Below are 16015 nucleotides of genomic sequence, written 5' to 3'. Positions count from 1 at the left end.
CCACGCCCGCCCCCGCACAGCGTGCGCGCGGAGGGATGGCCAAGCCTACTACTGGTGGGTAACATCACCGCCATGAGCGCAGACCAGATGACCGTCGGCGAGATGCTCGCCGCCACGGTGCCCATGGCCGGAACCCTGAACCTGGAGTTCCTGGAGACCACCGCCGAGCGCGCCGTCGTGCGCCTGCCGGACCAGCCCGCCTACCACAACCACGTCGGCGGCCCGCACGCCGGAGCGATGTTCACGCTCGCCGAGTCCGCCAGCGGTGCCATCGTGCTCGCCGCCTTCGGCGACCAGCTGAGCCGTGCCGTACCGCTCGCCGTCAAGGCCGAGATCGGCTACAAGAAGCTCGCGATGGGCGTCGTCACGGCGACCGCCACGCTGGGCCGCCCGGCCGCCGAGGTCGTCGCCGAACTCGACGCCGGTGAGCGGCCGGAATTCCCGGTGCGGATCGAGATCACCCGCGAGGACGGCGCCGTCACCGGCGAGATGACCGTCGTGTGGACCCTGCGCCCGAACGCCTGACCAAGGCGCGCCGCGAACCGCCCCCGCACCCCTTTCCTGGGTGCGGGGGCGGCCGCGTTCCCGGTCGTCGGCGGCGCGGGCCGTCCGCCCCGACCGGGTAGGCTGCCCCGGCGTGCCCGCCGCGGTGCACGCCGGCGCCACGGGCCCCCGACCAGGGGCCGGGCGCGGCAGCAGTCGAAACGGGAGGAAGCCGCGTTGCACGTCCAGGAGTGGCTGGAGACGATCCCCGCGATCGCGGTCTACGTCCTCGTCGGCGTGGTGATCGGGCTGGAGAGCCTGGGCATCCCGCTGCCCGGCGAGATCGTGCTCGTGAGTTCGGCGCTGCTGGCCTCGCAGCACGGCGACATCAACCCGTACGTCCTCGGCGCCTGCGCCACCGCCGGCGCGATCATCGGCGACTCGATCGGTTACGCGATCGGCCGCAAGGGCGGCCGGCCGCTGCTCGCCTGGCTGGGGAAGAAGTTCCCCAAGCACTTCAGCGAGGCCAACATCGGGCTGGCCGAGCGCTCCTTCCAGAAGTGGGGCATGTGGGCCGTCTTCTTCGGCCGCTTCATCGCCCTGCTCCGCATCTTCGCCGGACCGCTCGCGGGCGTCCTGCACATGCCGTACTGGAAGTTCCTGATCGCCAACGTCTTCGGCGGCATCCTGTGGGCCGGCGGCACGACGGCCGTCATCTACTCGGTCGGCATCGTCGCGGAGGCCTGGCTCAAGCGCTTCTCCTGGCTGGGCCTCGTCCTCGCCGTGCTGATCGGAGTCGCCTCGATGCTGATCATCAAGAACCGCGCCAAGAAGGCCGCGGCGGAGCGGGCCGAGGCCTCGGAGCCGGCACCGGTCGCCGTCGCCGACTGAGGCCGCACGCACCAGGACCTGGGCGAGGAGGGCGGCACCCGTCGACGGGTGCCGCCCTCCCTCACGTACCGGACGGTGTACGGCTCACGCCCCGAAGGCCTCGGCGTGGCCCTTGGCGAGGTGCAGATACATCTCGGCGTTGAGCCGGATGCCCGCCTGCTCCTCCTCGGTCAGCGGACGGCGGACCTTCGCGGGGACGCCCGCGACGAGCGAGCCCGGCGGGACGTCCATCCCCTGGGGGACGAGCGCCTGCGCGGCGATCAGCGAACCGGCACCGATCCGCGCACCGTTGAGGACGGTCGCGCCCATGCCCACGAGCACGTCGTCCTCGATGACACAGCCGTGCACGGTCGCGTTGTGACCGACGGTCACGCGGTCGCCGATCGAGACGGGGAAGCCCGGATCGACGTGGACCGTGCAGTTGTCCTGGATGTTGGAGTCCTCGCCGATCGCGATGGGGCCGCAGTCCGCGCGCAGCACCGCGTGGTACCAGACGCTGGCGCGGGCGCCGAGCGTCACCTCGCCGAGCACCACGGAGGTCGGGGCGGTGAAGGCGGTCGGGTCGATCTGCGGCTCCTTGCCGCCCACACCCTTGATCAACGCCTCTGTCATGGTTCGCTCCTGATCGTCAGCCGTCATGTCACGCCCGGGGGTGCCCCCGGCCGCAGCCTATGCCGTGCCCATGACGGACATCACAGCGCACTGCGGTGATCAGGCACGACGGTGCCGACTACGGTGTCCGGGTGCCCAGGAACAGAAACACGTTCTCGTCCCTTGCCGCCTGGCGGCGCCGGATGCTCAACCGTGCCGTGCAGGGCGGCTGGCGCTGGGTGCAGGAGACCGGATCCGTCACGGCCGAGCACCCCGGGAAGCTGCGTTTCCGCCGGCTCGGCGCGGGCACCCGGCTCGCGTTCCCGCAGGGCACGGTCTTCGGCGAGCGGTGGATCGAGATCGGCGAGTGCTGCATCGTCGCCGAGCAGGTCACGCTGACGGCCGGGATGCTGCCGGGCCTGGACCTCGGCAGGGACACGGTGCTGACGCTCGGCGACGGCGTCGTCCTCGGCCGGGGCAGCCATGTGATCGCCGACGCGAAGGTGACCATCGGCTCGGACACGTACTGCGGTCCGTACGTCTACATCACCTCGACCAATCACAGTTACGACGACCCGGAGGAGCCGGTCGGCCGACAGTGGCCCCGCTCGGAGCCCGTCGTGATCGGCCCCGGCTGCTGGCTCGGCACGGGCTCGGTGATCCTGCCCGGCGCCCGCCTCGGCCGGAACGTGGTCGTCGCCGCGGGCGCGGTGGTACGCGGCGAGGTGCCCGACCACTCGGTGGTCGCGGGCGCCCCGGCGAAGGTCGTCCGCAGCTGGGACGAGGAGAACGGCTGGCAGCCCCCGCTGCGCACCCCGGCCCCGGTACCGATCCCCGACCACGTGACCTCGGAACAGCTCGCGGCGCTCGCGGCGTGGGAGGTCGAGCAGGCGCGCTGAGGCCTGTCTCGTCGGTCAGGCGGGATCAGGGAGCGGCTCCTAGCCCGTCGCCAGCAGGACCGTGCCCACCAGGGCGAGGCCCGCGCCCGCCGCCTGGATCGCGCGGAGGCGTTCCTTGAGGACACCGTAGGCGGCGAGGGCCGTGACCACCGGGTAGAGGCTGGCGAGGACGGCGGCGACCGTGACCGGGCCCTGCTGGGCGGCGATCGCGTACGTACCGTTCGCGGCGACGTCGGCGAGGCCGACGAACGCGAGGGCCGGCAGGGCCGCGCGGATCACCTGCGGGCCGCCCTCGGGCAGGGCCCTGCCCCCGCGCTTCACCGAGGCGTAGAGGGCTCCGCCGCCCACCAGGACGTTGGTGACCCGCTGGACGAAGAGGGCCAGGAACAGGCCGGTGACCGTCGTGGAGGCCTCGGCGATCAGCGCCATCACCGAGCCGAATCCGAAGGCCGCGACGAGGGTGAGCAGGACCGCCTGGCGCTGGACGGGCGCCCCGCGCAGCTCCGGTCCGCCGGCCAGGACCACGCCGAGGACCGCCACCCCGATCCCGGCGAACTGGACGAGCCCCGGCCGGTCGCCGACGAGCAGGCCGACCGAGACGGGGACGACGACGCCGAGCGAGCCCAGCGGCGAGACCACGCCCATCGGGCCGAGCGCGAGCGCCTTGTAGAAGGCGAGCATGGCCGCCGGGCCGACGACGCCCGCCCCGACCGCGTACCAGAGCTGCGGCCCCGCCTCGGTCCACGCGCCGGTCGTGAGGACGACGGCGCCGAGCACGACGACCGCGAGCAGCTGGGAGACCACGACGACCGTGAGGGCGGGGATCCGGCGCGTGAGGAGCCCGCCGCCGAAGTCGGCGAGGCCCCAGAGAAGGCTGGTGGCCAGGGCGAACAGGGCGGTCATGAGTCCTCGCAGTCACGGACGGCAGTACAGTGCAGTGAACAATCGGGTGCACCCCACCGTAGTTCAGTGCATTGAACTCTGTCATCCAAAATATTGGACGGAATGTGTCGGACCTCGATCAGCTCACGCAGTCGCTCGCCCGGAACCTGAAGCGCTGGCGCAAGGAGCGGGGACTCACCCTGGACGCCCTCGCCGCACGGGCGGGCGTCAGCCGCGGCATGATCATCCAGATCGAGCAGGCCCGGACCAACCCCAGCGTCGGGACCACGGTGAAGCTCGCCGACGCGCTCGGTGTCTCCATCACGACGCTGCTCGACTACGAGCAGGGCCCCCAGGTCCGGATCGTCCCGCCGGAGCAGGCCGTCCGCATGTGGTCCACCTCCACCGGCAGCCATACGACCCTGCTCGTCGGCACGGAGGCCCGCGGTCCCCTGGAGCTGTGGTCCTGGATCCTCATGCCTGGCGACGGCAGCGCCTCCGACCCGCACCCCGACGGGACGGTCGAACTCCTCAACGTCACAGCGGGAGTCCTCACCCTGGTCGTCGACGGAGAGGAGCACCTCCTGCCGGCCGGCACCTCCGCCGTCTTCGAGGCCAACACGGGGCACGAATACCGCAACGACGGCGACGAGCCCGCCGAGATGACGATGGCCGTCTCCATCCCGCCCGTACGCTGAGACGTGTGTCCGGCTCCCGGGCGGACGTTGTTAGCGTGAGGCGTATGCGCGCACCCATCGGATCCTTCGACGACGCCACGGCCGCCCCCGACTGCCTGGACCTGCTGACCGGCCCCGTCGCCGCCGCCGTCCGGGCCTGGACCGGGCCCGTACCGGCCGATCAGCTGCTCTACGTGGACACCGACCCGGAGATCGCCGACACCGCGGTCTTCGTCGAGCACTACGGGCCCGAGCTGCTCGACGCCTCCGCGAACTGCGTCGTCGTCGCGGGCAGGCGCGGCGAGAGCGCGACCCTGGCCGCGTGCGTCGTGAAGTCGGCGACACGGGTCGACGTCAACGGCGTGGTGCGCAAGCATCTCGGCGCCCGCAAGGCCTCGTTCGCGCCGATGGACACCGCGACCGGCGAGACCGGCATGGAGTACGGCGGCATCACCCCCGTCGGCCTCCCGGCCGACTGGCCCCTCCTCGTGGACGCCGCCGTACTGGACACCGAGTGGGTCCTGGTCGGCAGCGGCCGCAGGCGCGGCAAGCTCATCCTCCCCGGCAAGGCCTTCGCCCAACTCCCGGGCGCCGTCGTCCTGGAGGGGCTCGGCGTCCCCGTCGGCTGAGGCCCCCCCCGGACGCCCCCAGTGCCTCAGCCCAGGCGGGGGATCTCGATCGCGGGGCAGCGGTCCATGACCATGTCCAGGCCCGCCGCGCGCGTGCGGGCGAAGGCGGACTCGTCGACGACGTCCAGCTGGAACCAGACCGCCTTCGCACCGACCGCGACCGCCTCGTCGGCGATTCCGCCTGCCTGCTCGCTGTTGACGAAGACGTCGACGACGTCGACCGGGAACGGGATGTCGGCGAGGGTGGCGTACCCCTGCTCTCCGTGGACGGTCTCCGCCTTCGGGTGGACCGGGACGATCCGCTTCCCGAAGCGCTGGAGGACGGCCGCCACGCCGTACGCGGCCCGCCGCGTGTTCGTGGAGAGGCCGACCACCGCCCAGGTGTCGCCGGTGGAGGTGAGGATCCGCCGTACGGTCTCCTCCGCGGAGTAGCCGGTCGGTCCCGCGGTCGTGTGCTCGACGCTCATCGCGCTCGCTGCCTCTCTTCGGTGTGGCCCGTCAACCTCCACAACCGGCCATCACCTGCCCTGATTCCCGCCATCGGCCTCAGACGTGCCAAGCGCGCCGTTCGGCCTCACGCGGGGCCTCGACCAGCGACGGGAGGCCCGGGCCGAAGGTCATCACCGGGCGTGCCGGATCCCATCGACGCCAGCCCGGGTCGCCCGTCGCGGCGAAGGACACCCAGGCCGCGTGCATCGCCGCCGCGAGGTCGCGGGGCGCGTCCGGGCCGGTCAGGGCGCGGGTCTCCGGCAGGTCGAGCGTGTCGAAGACGAAGCCGAGTTCCAGCGCGTGACAGGCGCGAAGGTCGAGGACGGGGGAGGGCCAGCCGAACTCGTACATGTAGGTCGCGGCGGCCCCGCCGGTGTTCAGCCGGGCGTCCGCCAACATGTTCAGCGGCATCCACAGCAGCTTGTCCGCCGCGAGTACGCCCAGGACCTCGCCCGGCTTCTCCTTCGACCGGCCCGCGCGGTAGACCTTCGCCACATTCGGCGATATCCGCCCCTTCCGGAGCAGGAGCCGCTGCCCCAAGGACCCCACCTTCTCGGTGTGTCCGCCCGGCACGAACCACAGCCGGTACTCGTCCGTGTTCGTGCCCATCAGCAGCTCCACATCAGCCGAGGCGCCGTCGACGAGCAGGTCCCCCGGGTGGTCCGGCAGGACGTCGCCGTCCACGGTGATGTGGAAGGCGTGGCCGCTGAGCACCGGATTGCCCTTGCCCGTCACCGCGGTCTGCGCCGCGAGCAGCCGCTCCGGGTCCACCCGGGCGAACGCCTCCGCCGTCGCCGGCACCTTGAGCCGTGCGGCCATCGCCTCCGTGGTCCTCCGTGCGATGTCGAGCGACCGGGCGCTCGGCGCCCCGCTCTGCATCACGGCCCGCCGGAACAGCCCCTTCGCGAGAGGCGAGGCCATCAGGGCCGCGATCGAGATCGCCCCCGCGGACTCGCCGAAGACGGTGACCCGGTCGGGGTCTCCGCCGAAGGCCGCGATGTTCTCCCGTACCCAGGTCAGTGCGGCGATCTGGTCACGCAGACCGAGGTTGGTCGGCGCGTCGGGGAAGACCCCGAACCCCTCGACGCCGAGCCGGTAGTTGAGGGAGACGAGGACCACGCCGTCCCGGGCGAACGCGGTGCCGTCGTAGACGGGGACCGCCGAGGAGCCGTGTTTCAGCGACCCGCCGTGGATCCAGACCATGACGGGGCGCCCGCCGTCGTCGGGCCCCTCCTGGGAAGCCGGCCACGGCGCCCAGACGTTGAGGTTGAGGCAGTCGTCGCCCGCCACCTCGGGGTCGGGGAGCAGAGCGTCGAGCGGCGGGGCGTAGGAGCGCTTGGGTGCCGTCGGCCCGAAGGCCGTGGCCTCCCGTACCCCGTCCCAGGCCCGGGCCGGCTCCGGTGCGCGGAACCGCAGCGCCCCGACGGGGGCCTGCGCGTAGGGGACCCCGAGGAAGGACGCCACGCCGTCCTTCAGAGCGCCGCGCAGAACGCCGTTCCTCGTGCGGACTCCGGGGCCGTCCTGGACGTGTTCCGCGATGTACTCAGACATCGATTCACCCTTTCCTCCGTCGACGGTGACGCACCGTCCCGATCATGCGGGCAGAGCAGGGTCCGCGGTCAACCCCCCGACGCCAGAGCCCTCTTGAGGACCTTGCCGGTCGGACCCAGCGGCAGCTCCTCGACGAAGCGCACGATCCGGGGGTACTTGTGACGGCCGAGCCGCTCCCGCGACCAGTCGACCAGCTCGTCCTCGGAGAGCGGGGCCGTGCCCTCGCGGCGCACCACCACCGCGCAGACCTCCTCGCCCTTCGCTTCGTCGGGGACGCCGATCACCGCGACCTCGGAGACCGCGGGGTGGCGCACGAGCACCTCCTCGACCTCGCGCGGGTAGATGTTGAATCCGCCGCGGATGACCAGGTCCTTCTTCCGGTCCACGATCCGCAGGAAGCCGTCCTCGTCCCGTACGCCCAGGTCACCCGTCCGGAACCAGCCGTCCACGACCGCCGCCGCGGTCGCCTCCGGGTCGTCCAGGTAGCCGGCGAATACGTTGTGCCCGCGCACCACGACCTCCCCGATCCCGCCGTCCGCGAGCAGCAGGATCTCGCCGTCCACGGCCGCGTCCGCGACGCCCACCTCGACACCCCAGACGGGGTGCCCGACGGTGCCGGGACGGCGGCCGATGTGCGGCTGGTTGAAGGTCGCGACCGGCGAGGTCTCCGTCAGGCCGTACCCCTCGAGGACCTGCGTACGGAAGGTCTCCTCGAAGCGCTCCAGGACGGCGACCGGCAGCGCCGCGCCGCCCGACACGGCGGCGCGCAGCGCCTCCGGCCGGACCTCGGAACCGGCAGCCGCCTCCACCAGGGCGTGGTACATCGTCGGGACGCCCATGAAGACCGTCACGCCCTCGTCGGCCAGCACCCGCAGGGCGGCCGGGCCGCTGAACCGGGGCATCAGGACGAGCGTCGCGCCCTGCCGGAGCGTCCCGTTCATCGCGCAGGTCTGGCCGTAACTGTGGAAGAGCGGCAGACAGCCGAGGACCACGTCGCCCGCGCCGAGCCCGAGCAGGTCCTGCGAGGTCACCGAGGCGTTCATGACGATGTTGAGATGGGTGAGCAGGGCCCCCTTCGGGCGGCCCGTCGTGCCGCTCGTGTAGAGGATCACCGCGGTGTCCGAGGGCTCCGCCGGCTCGGCGGCGGCCGACGGCCGTGCCGCCGAGGGCGCCCCCTGGAAGGCGCGGACCCCGGCCGCGCGCGCCGCCTCGTCGGCGACCGCCCAGAGCGGCCCGCCGCTGACGATGCCGACCGCGCCGCTGTGCTCCAGGACGTACCGCACCTCGTCGGCGACGAGCAGTGCGTGCACCGGGACGACCGTCGCGCCGGCGGCGAGCGCGCCGTAGTACACCCGCAGGAACTCGATCGTGTTCGGCAGCAGTACGGCCAGCCGGTCGCCCGGCTTCACCCCGGCCTCGCGCAGCCCGGCGGCGCAGTGCAGCGCCTCCGTCCACAGCTCGCCGTAGGTGAGCCGGGTCGCGCCCTCCACGACCGCGATCCGGTCGGGGAAGTGGCGGGCGGACTCGCCGAGGACGCCGGCGACGCTCAGTGACATGGCACGCTCCAGGTACGCGGAGTCAACAGCTCTGTTGACGATCGGTGACACGGCACAGAATCCGCCGCGACCCCGCCCGGACGCCATGTGCAGATGCCCACCATGTGGGGCGCCGAGGTTGGGCAGCGGCCCCGGTGTCCCGCCCGACCCGTGGCATTCGCCAAATTCCGGCGCTACGGTGCGAGGCATGACGCACAGCTCGGCCGCACCCGGAGGGCCCACGGGGCCGCGCCCCGGTGGAGGCCGTACGGCCCCGGCGCGCACGGGCGGCTCCGGGGCGCCCGCGACGGGCCACGGGGGACCGCGCCCGCCCCTGCCCCCCGCCGGTTCCGGCCCCGCCGGCCCGTCCGGACCCGGCTCCCGCTCCGGCGGACTCCACCCGCCCCTGAGCGGCTCCGGCGGCTCCGGAGCACTGCGACGCGCGCTCGCCACGACGATGCTCGCCGACATCGACCGGCTCACCGACCGCGCCGTCGAGGACATCCGCGCCCACTCCGGTACGTACGCCTCGGGTGCGCCCGTCACCCGCGAGGACCTCTGGGAGATCTGCCGCGACAACCTGCTGCGCGCACTGGAGGACTTCGGCGGGCTCGCCGCGACCGGCGGCGACTTCGAGTGGGCGGCCCGCGAGACCGGCCGCCGCCGCGCCGAGCAGGGCGTGCCGCTCGACACCGTGCTCCAGGCCTACCGGCGCGGCGGCCGGGTCCTGTGGCAGGTCATGGCCGAGTACCTCCGGGTCCGGGCCGGTCGGGACTCCGACAGCCGGGACGTCGAGCTCGACATGGCGAGCGGCGTCTGGGAGACCATCGACCGCTTCTCGGTCGCGATGGCCGACGCGTACCGGATCGCCCAGCTGGAACTCCAGAGCCGCCAGGACACCCGGCGGGTCGCCCTCTTCGAGGCGCTCCTCGACGGGCGCGCCGACGACCCGGCCGTCGCCTCCGCCGCCGCGGCCGCGCTCGGCGTCCCCGCGGTCGACCGGTACGTCGTCGTGGTCGCCGCCCAGGACCCGGCCGCCCCGCCGCACCTCTCGCCGGTCCTCGAGACCCGGGGCATGTGGTCGTACTGGCGGCCCCGCTCCGGCCGGTACGCCGGGATCGTCCGGCTGCCCCGGCGCGACACGCCCACCGGGCGGGCCACGGCGGCCGCGCCGCTCGGCGGCACCGACCCGGCCACGCGCGCGCTCCTCGCCGCCCTGCGCGAGCGGGCCGGGGCGACCGCCGGGGTGTCGCCGGAGTTCGACCGCCTCTCCCAGGCGGGGCGGGCGCTGCGGCTCGCCGAGCAGACCCTCCGTACCCTCCCCGCCGGAAGTGGCGAGGTCGGCGTCTTCGACGACCGGCTCGCCCAGGTGCTCCTCAGCGGGCGCACCGACATCGCCGAGCGGATCGTCGCCGTCCACCTCGGACCGGTGCTCGCGACCGGTGGCGAGCGGGCCGCCCTGCTCACCACCCTGCGCGCCTGGCTGGACCACGGCTGCTCGGCCTCGCGGGCCGCCGACCAGCTCTACTGCCACCGCAACACCGTCCTCAACCGGATCGGCCGCATCTCCGAGCTCACCGGCCGCTCCAGCGAGTCGGGTGAGGCCCGGCTCGGCTGGGCCCTCGCCCTGCGCGCCCTGCCGTACGCCGGCCTCGCGACACCGACCGAACCGGCCGCCGGGGAGCGTGAGCCGGAGGCGCTGTAGCGGGGCCGCCGCGACCGCCGGAGGGGACGGCGGCCATGGAACGTAGGCTGGCCGGATGCAGGAGCAGTACCGCACGTTGGCCCGCGAGGGTGTGCACGAGACCGAGATCAACCGCTCGCGCTTCCTCTGCGCGCTCGCGCCCGTCGCCGACGAGCGGGAGGCGCAGGAGTTCGTCGCGCGCATCCGCAAGGAGCACCCGACCGCAAGCCACAACTGCTTCGCCTACGTCCTCGGAGCCGACGCCTCCGTCCAGAAGGCGAGCGACGACGGAGAGCCCGGCGGCACGGCCGGGGTCCCGATGCTGCAGATGCTGCTGCGCCGCGAGATGCGGTACGTCGTCGCCGTCGTCACCCGCTACTACGGCGGGGTGAAGCTCGGCGCGGGCGGTCTCATCCGCGCGTACGGCGGGGTGGTCGGCGAGGCCCTCGACGCGGTCGGCACGGTGACCCGGCAGCGCTTCCGGCTCGTCACCGTCACCGTCGACCACCAGCGCGCGGGCAAGCTGGAGAACGACCTGCGGGCGACCGGGCGCGCCGTCCGTGACGTGCGCTACACCGACGCCGTCACGATCGAGATCGGGCTCCCGGACTCGGACGTCCCCGCCTTCCGCGCCTGGCTGGCGGACGCCACCGCGGGCACAGCCACCTTCGAGCCGGGCGGCGAGGCGTACGGGGACGCGTGAGCCGTGACGGACGCCCACGGGGGACGGGTGCACCGTCCCCACGGGTCTGGCGAACCGTCCCCACGGGATGGGTGAACCGTGAGGGAGCCGTACGGGCGCGCGTGAACCGGCGGGGTGGCCGGGACTCGTGAGCGACCGGGGCGGCCGGGCGTACGGGCGCGCGTGGACCCTGACGGGCGGAGCCTCACCCGGTGTCCTCCGACGGCGGCGTCCGTACGGCCCCGACCACACCCCACGGCGGGATAGCGTGGTGGGCGCACACGGACGGGAACCAGCGGCGAGGAGCGGCGCACATGCGGGGTGGGACGGCATCGTGAGGCTCCTGCACACCTCGGACTGGCATCTCGGCCGGTCCTTCCACCGCGTCGGCCTCCTCGACGCCCAGGCGGCCTTCCTCGACCACCTCGTGGCCACCGTCCACGCGTACGAGGTCGACGCCGTGCTCGTCGCCGGCGACGTCTACGACCGGGCCGTGCCCCCGCTGCCCGCCGTCGAGCTGTTCGACACCGCGCTGCACCGTCTCGCCGAGGCCGGTGTGCCCACGGTGATGATCTCCGGCAACCACGACTCGGCCCGCCGCCTCGGCGTCGGCGCCGGACTCATGGAGCGCGCCGGTATCCATCTCCGGACCGACCCGGCGGGAATCGGCACCCCCGTCCTCCTCACCGACCCCCACGGCGACGTCGCGCTCTACGGACTGCCCTACCTCGAACCGGCCCTCGTCCGGGAACGGCTCGGAGCCGAGAAGGCCGGGCACGAGGCCGTGCTCGCCGCCGCCATGGACCGGGTCCGCGCCGACCTCGCCGGCCGGCCCGCCGGCACCCGGTCCGTCGTCCTCGCCCACGCCTTCGTCGCGGGCGGCGCGCCCAGCGACAGCGAGCGGGACATCACCGTCGGCGGCGTCGCGGCCGTGCCCACCGGGATCTTCGACGGCGTCGACTACGTCGCCCTCGGCCACCTCCACGGCAGCCAGACCGTCACCCCGCGCGTCCGCTACTCCGGCTCCCCCCTCGCCTACTCCTTCTCCGAGGCCGACCACCGCAAGACCATGTGGCTCGTCGACCTGGGACCGAGCGGCCCCGACGGGGCGATCACCGGCGCCGAGCGGCTCGACTGCCCCGTCCCGCGCCCCCTCGCCCGGCTCAGGGGCCGGCTGGAAGACCTCCTCGCCGACTCCGCCCACACGCGCCACGAGCAGTCCTGGGTCGAGGCCACGCTCACCGACCCGGTGCGCCCGGCCGAGCCGATGGCCCGCCTCACCGCCCGCTTCCCCCACACCCTGAACCTCGTCTTCGACCCCGAGCGGACGGGCGACGACCCCGGCGCCTCCTACGCCCAGCGCCTCAGGGACCGCACCGACCAGCAGATCGCGGAGGACTTCGTGGCCCATGTGCGCGGCGGCTCGGCCCTCGACGGCGCCGAGCGGACGGTCCTCCACGGCGCGTTCGACGACGTACGGGTCGACACGGCCGAGCGCGAGGTGGGCCGGTGAGGCTGCACCGTCTGGAGATCACCGCCTTCGGCCCCTTCGGCGGCACGCAGAGCGTCGACTTCGACGCACTCTCCGCCGCCGGGCTCTTCCTCCTCCACGGACCGACCGGTGCCGGCAAGACCTCCGTCCTCGACGCCGTCTGCTTCGCCCTCTACGGGAGCGTGCCCGGCGTCCGGCAGACCCCCGGCGCATCGCTGCGCAGCGACCACGCCCCCGTCGGCACCTCCACGGAGGTCGTCCTCGAACTGACCGTGGGGGAGCGGCGCCTGGAGATCACCCGGCGCCCGGCCCAGCAGCGCCCCAAGAAGCGCGGCGGCGGCTTCACCACCGAGAAGGCCCAGACCTGGCTGCGCGAGTACGACCCCGCCACGCGCGCGTGGAACGGCCTCAGCCGCTCCCACCAGGAGATAGGGGAGGAGATCACCCAGCTCGTCGGCATGAGCCGCGAGCAGTTCTGCCAGGTGGTGCTCCTCCCGCAGGGCGACTTCGCCCGCTTCCTGCGCGCCGACGCCGAGGCCCGCGGCAAGCTCCTCGGCCGGCTCTTCGACACCCGTCGCTTCGCCGCCGTCGAGGAGCGGCTCGCCGAACTGCGGCGTGCCGCACAGCAGCAGGTCGAGGAGGGCGACGAGCGGCTCCTCGCGCTCGCCCACCGGATGGGCCAGGCCGCCGGCGGCCTCGCCGTCGCCCGAACCGCCGTCGACGGACGGCCCGGCGACCCCGGCGTCGCCGACGCCGTCCTCACCTGGGCCGCCGTCGCCCGCGCGGAGGCCCGCGAGACGCTCGACATCGCGCGCGTACGGCTCGACGCCGCCGAGGCCCGGCAGGACGCGGCGCGCGCCGCTCTCGACGCCGAGAACGACCTGGCCGCCCGCCAGGCCCGGCACGCCGACGCGCTGCTCCGCCACGAGCGGCTCACCGCCCGGGCCCCCGAGCGGGACCGGCTCCAGGCCGCCCTCGACCGCAGTCTGAAGGCCGACCGGGTGGCCCCCGCGCTCGGACTGCGCCAGGACGCCGAGCGCGAGCACACCGCCGCGCACGCCGCCCGCGCGCGCTCCCGCGCCCAACTGCCCGCCGACCTCGCCGACGCCGGGGCCGAGCACCTCTCCGCTCTCGAACACCGGCTCCGCGGGGAGCTCGGCGGCCTGGAAGCCGCCCGCCGCGCCGAACGACGCGCCGCCACGATCGCCGACGAACGCGCCGCCCTCGCGCGCGAGGCGCGCGCCGACGACGACGTCCTCCGAGACACCGCCGACTGGCTCGACGGCTGGGCGCCGCGCCGCGCCGCGCTCGGAGAGCGTGTCGAGGCCGCCCGCGACGCCGCCGCCCGTGCCGAGCACCTCGCCGGCCGCCTCGAACCCGCCCGCCGCCGGCGCGACGCGGCCCGCCGCCGTGACGCCCTCGCCGAGGACACCCGGGCGGCCGAGGCCCGCCTCGCGGACGCCCGGGAGCGCCGGAACACCGCCCACGAGCGCTGGCTCGACGTCAAGTCCCGCCGCCTGGAGGGCATCGCCGCCGAACTCGCGGTCACCCTCGCCCCGGGCGACCCCTGCCAGGTCTGCGGCTCCACCGCCCACCCGGCCCCGGCCCGCACCACCGCCGACCACGTCGACCGCGCCGCCGAGGACGCCGCCTACGCCGTCTACACCGGCGCCGAGGAGACCCGTACGGCCGCCGAGCGTGCGCTCGCCGTCACCCACGAGTCCTGGTCCACGGCCCGCGCGGAGGTGCAGGCGGGCGCCCCGACCGGGGCGCCCGAGCCCACCGTCGACGAACTCGCCCATGAAGTCGACGAGTTGACAGGTCTGCACGCCGAGGCGCACGCGCTCGCCAGACAGACCCACAGCGCACGGGAGAGGCTCGCACGGGCCGAGCGCGAGCACGAGGAGCGGGTCGCCGCGCAGCGGGAGGCCGAGCGGCGGGTCGCCGCGCGGACCTCGCGGCGCGAGGCCCTGGACCGCGAGCAGCTCGCCCTCGACGAGGAACTCGCCCGGGGCCGCGGCGCGTTCGCCACCGTGGCCGAGCACGCCGGCCGCCTGGAGCGGCGGATCGCCCTCCTGGTCGACGCCACCGGCACCGTACGGGACGCCGAACTCGCCGCCCAGCGTCTCAAGGAGGCCGACGACCGGCTCGCGGACGCCGCCTACCGCGCGGGCTTCGCCACCCCGGCCGAGGCCGCCGCCGCGCTCCTGCGCGAGGGTGAGCGCCGCGACCACCAGCAGCGCGTGGACGCCTGGCAGGCCGAGGCCGCCGCCGTCGCGGACCGGCTCGCCGAGCCCGGCACCGCGGCCGCCGCCGCGCTTCCGCCGGCCGACCCCGCCGCCGCGGGCGCCGCCCACACCGCCGCCGAACGCGCGCTCCGCGAGGCCGACTCGGTCCTGGCCGCGGCGCGGGAACGCGCCACCGGCCTGACCGGCCTCTCCCGGCAGGCCCTGACCGAGGTCCGCCGCCTCGGCCCGCTCCGCGAGGAGTACGACCGGGTGGCCCGCCTGGCCGCCCTCACCGCCGGCACCTCGGCCGAGAACGAGCGCCGGATGCGCCTGGAGTCGTACGTCCTGGCCGCCCGCCTCGAACAGGTCGCGGCCGCCGCGACCGCCCGGCTCCAGCGGATGTCCTCCGGCCGCTACACCCTGGTCCACTCCGACGCGCGTTCCGGCGGCAAGCGGGCCGGCCTCGGCCTGCACGTCGTCGACTCCTGGACCGGCAACGAGCGCGACACCGCCACCCTCAGCGGCGGCGAGACCTTCTTCGCCTCGCTCGCGCTCGCCCTCGGCCTCGCCGATGTCGTCACGGACGAGGCGGGCGGCGTACGGCTCGACACCCTCTTCATCGACGAGGGCTTCGGCAGCCTCGACGAGCAGACGCTCGACGAGGTCCTCGACGTCCTCGACTCGCTGCGCGAGCGCGACCGGAGCGTCGGCATCGTCAGCCACGTCGGCGACCTGCGCCGCCGGATCCCGGCCCAGCTGGAGGTCGTCAAGGCGCGGCACGGCTCGGCCGTACGGCTCCGCACCGGCGGGGACGCGCTCAGCGGCTGAGCGAACGCCTCGGCAGCGGCGAGGAGTACACCACGCTGGTGGTCACCGCGCCGAGCGTGGCGATCTTCCCGGTGATCTCCTCCAGGTGCCGCATGGACCGCGCGGCGACCTTGAGCACGAAGCAGTCGTCGCCGGTGACGTGGTGCGCCTCCAGGACCTCCGGCGTGGTGCCCAGCAGGTCGTGGAACGGCTTGTAGTTGCCGTGGGGGTAGCGGAGCCGTACGAACGCCAGGATCGGCAGCCCGAGCCGGTCCTGGTCGACGATCGCCGTGTACCCGGAGATCACCCCGGCGTCCTCGAGCCGCCGCACCCGCTCGGTCACCGCGGACGGCGACATCGACACCGTGCGGGCGAGCTCGGCGAAACTGGCACGGCCCTCGGACTGGAGGGCTTCGAGGATGCGCCAGTCTGTGGCGTCGGGGGTGTACTCGGTGGTCATGTACGAGAGATAGCAGGGGATTCCCCGGTCGATCA

The 16015-nt window shown here is 74.3% G+C and carries 15 protein-coding genes; 9 read left to right on the top strand and 6 right to left on the bottom strand.

From position 1 onward, the window contains the following. The first annotated feature begins 87 nt into the window (after nucleotides 1-87). Nucleotides 88-525, top strand: coding sequence for a DUF4442 domain-containing protein (locus OG392_RS05990; protein WP_329287095.1), 438 nt, complete (start codon nucleotides 88-90; stop codon nucleotides 523-525). A gap of 195 nt (nucleotides 526-720) precedes the next feature. Then, nucleotides 721-1374, top strand: coding sequence for a DedA family protein (locus OG392_RS05985; protein ID WP_329276374.1), 654 nt, complete (start codon nucleotides 721-723; stop codon nucleotides 1372-1374). Nucleotides 1375-1458: 84 nt separating this feature from the next. Here OG392_RS05985 and OG392_RS05980 read toward each other — a convergent pair whose 3' ends face one another. After that, nucleotides 1459-1986: a gamma carbonic anhydrase family protein gene (locus tag OG392_RS05980; RefSeq protein WP_329276372.1), complete on the bottom strand. Its 528-nt coding sequence runs from the start codon at nucleotides 1984-1986 to the stop codon at nucleotides 1459-1461. 131 nt (nucleotides 1987-2117) lie between these two features. Between OG392_RS05980 and OG392_RS05975 the strand changes: the two genes are divergently transcribed. Then, nucleotides 2118-2864, top strand: coding sequence for an acyltransferase (locus OG392_RS05975; protein WP_329276370.1), 747 nt, complete (start codon nucleotides 2118-2120; stop codon nucleotides 2862-2864). Nucleotides 2865-2903: 39 nt separating this feature from the next. Here OG392_RS05975 and OG392_RS05970 read toward each other — a convergent pair whose 3' ends face one another. Further along, the gene (locus tag OG392_RS05970; RefSeq protein ID WP_329276368.1) at nucleotides 2904-3767 is read right to left on the bottom strand and encodes a DMT family transporter; all 864 of its coding nucleotides are present in this window, start codon (nucleotides 3765-3767) and stop codon (nucleotides 2904-2906) included. Nucleotides 3768-3871: 104 nt separating this feature from the next. Here OG392_RS05970 and OG392_RS05965 point away from each other — a divergent pair, with 104 nt between their 5' ends. Beyond that, nucleotides 3872-4444, top strand: a complete 573-nt coding sequence (locus OG392_RS05965) for a helix-turn-helix domain-containing protein (protein ID WP_329276366.1) — start codon at nucleotides 3872-3874, stop codon at nucleotides 4442-4444. A gap of 44 nt (nucleotides 4445-4488) precedes the next feature. Next, on the top strand, nucleotides 4489-5052 hold the full coding sequence (locus OG392_RS05960; protein WP_329276364.1) for a YbaK/EbsC family protein: 564 nt from the start codon (nucleotides 4489-4491) through the stop codon (nucleotides 5050-5052). Between the two features lie 26 nt (nucleotides 5053-5078). Here the strand turns inward: OG392_RS05960 and OG392_RS05955 are convergent, their stop codons facing one another. The 3 genes from OG392_RS05955 to OG392_RS05945 form a co-directional block, all read right to left on the bottom strand. Next, complete coding sequence (locus OG392_RS05955) at nucleotides 5079-5519, bottom strand: CoA-binding protein (RefSeq protein WP_329276362.1); 441 nt, start codon at nucleotides 5517-5519, stop codon at nucleotides 5079-5081. Nucleotides 5520-5598: 79 nt separating this feature from the next. Beyond that, nucleotides 5599-7092: a carboxylesterase/lipase family protein gene (locus OG392_RS05950; protein ID WP_329276360.1), complete on the bottom strand. Its 1494-nt coding sequence runs from the start codon at nucleotides 7090-7092 to the stop codon at nucleotides 5599-5601. A 68-nt stretch (nucleotides 7093-7160) separates the two neighbouring features. Beyond that, nucleotides 7161-8648 carry a long-chain-fatty-acid--CoA ligase gene (locus tag OG392_RS05945; protein WP_329276358.1) on the bottom strand — a complete coding sequence of 496 codons (1488 nt, stop codon included), beginning with the start codon at nucleotides 8646-8648 and terminating at the stop codon, nucleotides 7161-7163. A 187-nt stretch (nucleotides 8649-8835) separates the two neighbouring features. Between OG392_RS05945 and OG392_RS05940 the strand changes: the two genes are divergently transcribed. From OG392_RS05940 to OG392_RS05925, 4 genes are all read left to right on the top strand, one after another. Then, nucleotides 8836-10332, top strand: a complete 1497-nt coding sequence (locus OG392_RS05940) for a PucR family transcriptional regulator (protein ID WP_329276356.1) — start codon at nucleotides 8836-8838, stop codon at nucleotides 10330-10332. A 55-nt stretch (nucleotides 10333-10387) separates the two neighbouring features. Then, a complete protein-coding gene (locus OG392_RS05935; protein ID WP_329276353.1) occupies nucleotides 10388-11014 on the top strand; it encodes a YigZ family protein in 627 nt (208 codons plus the stop codon). Between the two features lie 313 nt (nucleotides 11015-11327). Next, nucleotides 11328-12506: an exonuclease SbcCD subunit D gene (locus OG392_RS05930; RefSeq protein WP_329276351.1), complete on the top strand. Its 1179-nt coding sequence runs from the start codon at nucleotides 11328-11330 to the stop codon at nucleotides 12504-12506. Then, on the top strand, nucleotides 12503-15541 hold the full coding sequence (locus OG392_RS05925; RefSeq protein ID WP_329276349.1) for an SMC family ATPase: 3039 nt from the start codon (nucleotides 12503-12505) through the stop codon (nucleotides 15539-15541). Before OG392_RS05930 ends, OG392_RS05925 begins: the two co-directional genes overlap by 4 nt. On the opposite strand, the gene OG392_RS05920 is transcribed toward OG392_RS05925, so the two are convergent. Beyond that, a complete protein-coding gene (locus OG392_RS05920; RefSeq protein ID WP_329276347.1) occupies nucleotides 15531-15980 on the bottom strand; it encodes an Lrp/AsnC family transcriptional regulator in 450 nt (149 codons plus the stop codon). The two genes, OG392_RS05925 and OG392_RS05920, sit on opposite strands and share 11 nt — an antisense overlap. Nucleotides 15981-16015 lie beyond the last annotated feature (35 nt).

This window comes from Streptomyces sp. NBC_00691, assembly GCF_036226665.1.
In the GTDB taxonomy this organism is placed as follows: domain Bacteria; phylum Actinomycetota; class Actinomycetes; order Streptomycetales; family Streptomycetaceae; genus Streptomyces.
Note: the sequence above shows the minus strand (reverse complement) of the source record. Positions and strands in the feature narration are given on the sequence as shown.

Bases quoted from the DNA above. Each gene is read 5' to 3' on its own strand.
- OG392_RS05990 (WP_329287095.1), top strand. From the start codon at position 88: ATGACCGTCGGCGAGATGCTCGCCGCCACGGTGCCCATGGCCGGAACC.
- OG392_RS05980 (WP_329276372.1), bottom strand. From the start codon at position 1,986: ATGACAGAGGCGTTGATCAAGGGTGTGGGCGGCAAGGAGCCGCAGATC.
- OG392_RS05970 (WP_329276368.1), bottom strand. From the start codon at position 3,767: ATGACCGCCCTGTTCGCCCTGGCCACCAGCCTTCTCTGGGGCCTCGCC.
- OG392_RS05960 (WP_329276364.1), top strand. From the start codon at position 4,489: ATGCGCGCACCCATCGGATCCTTCGACGACGCCACGGCCGCCCCCGAC.
- OG392_RS05955 (WP_329276362.1), bottom strand. From the start codon at position 5,519: ATGAGCGTCGAGCACACGACCGCGGGACCGACCGGCTACTCCGCGGAG.
- OG392_RS05950 (WP_329276360.1), bottom strand. From the start codon at position 7,092: ATGTCTGAGTACATCGCGGAACACGTCCAGGACGGCCCCGGAGTCCGC.
- OG392_RS05945 (WP_329276358.1), bottom strand. From the start codon at position 8,648: ATGTCACTGAGCGTCGCCGGCGTCCTCGGCGAGTCCGCCCGCCACTTC.
- OG392_RS05940 (WP_329276356.1), top strand. From the start codon at position 8,836: ATGACGCACAGCTCGGCCGCACCCGGAGGGCCCACGGGGCCGCGCCCC.
- OG392_RS05935 (WP_329276353.1), top strand. From the start codon at position 10,388: ATGCAGGAGCAGTACCGCACGTTGGCCCGCGAGGGTGTGCACGAGACC.
- OG392_RS05920 (WP_329276347.1), bottom strand. From the start codon at position 15,980: ATGACCACCGAGTACACCCCCGACGCCACAGACTGGCGCATCCTCGAA.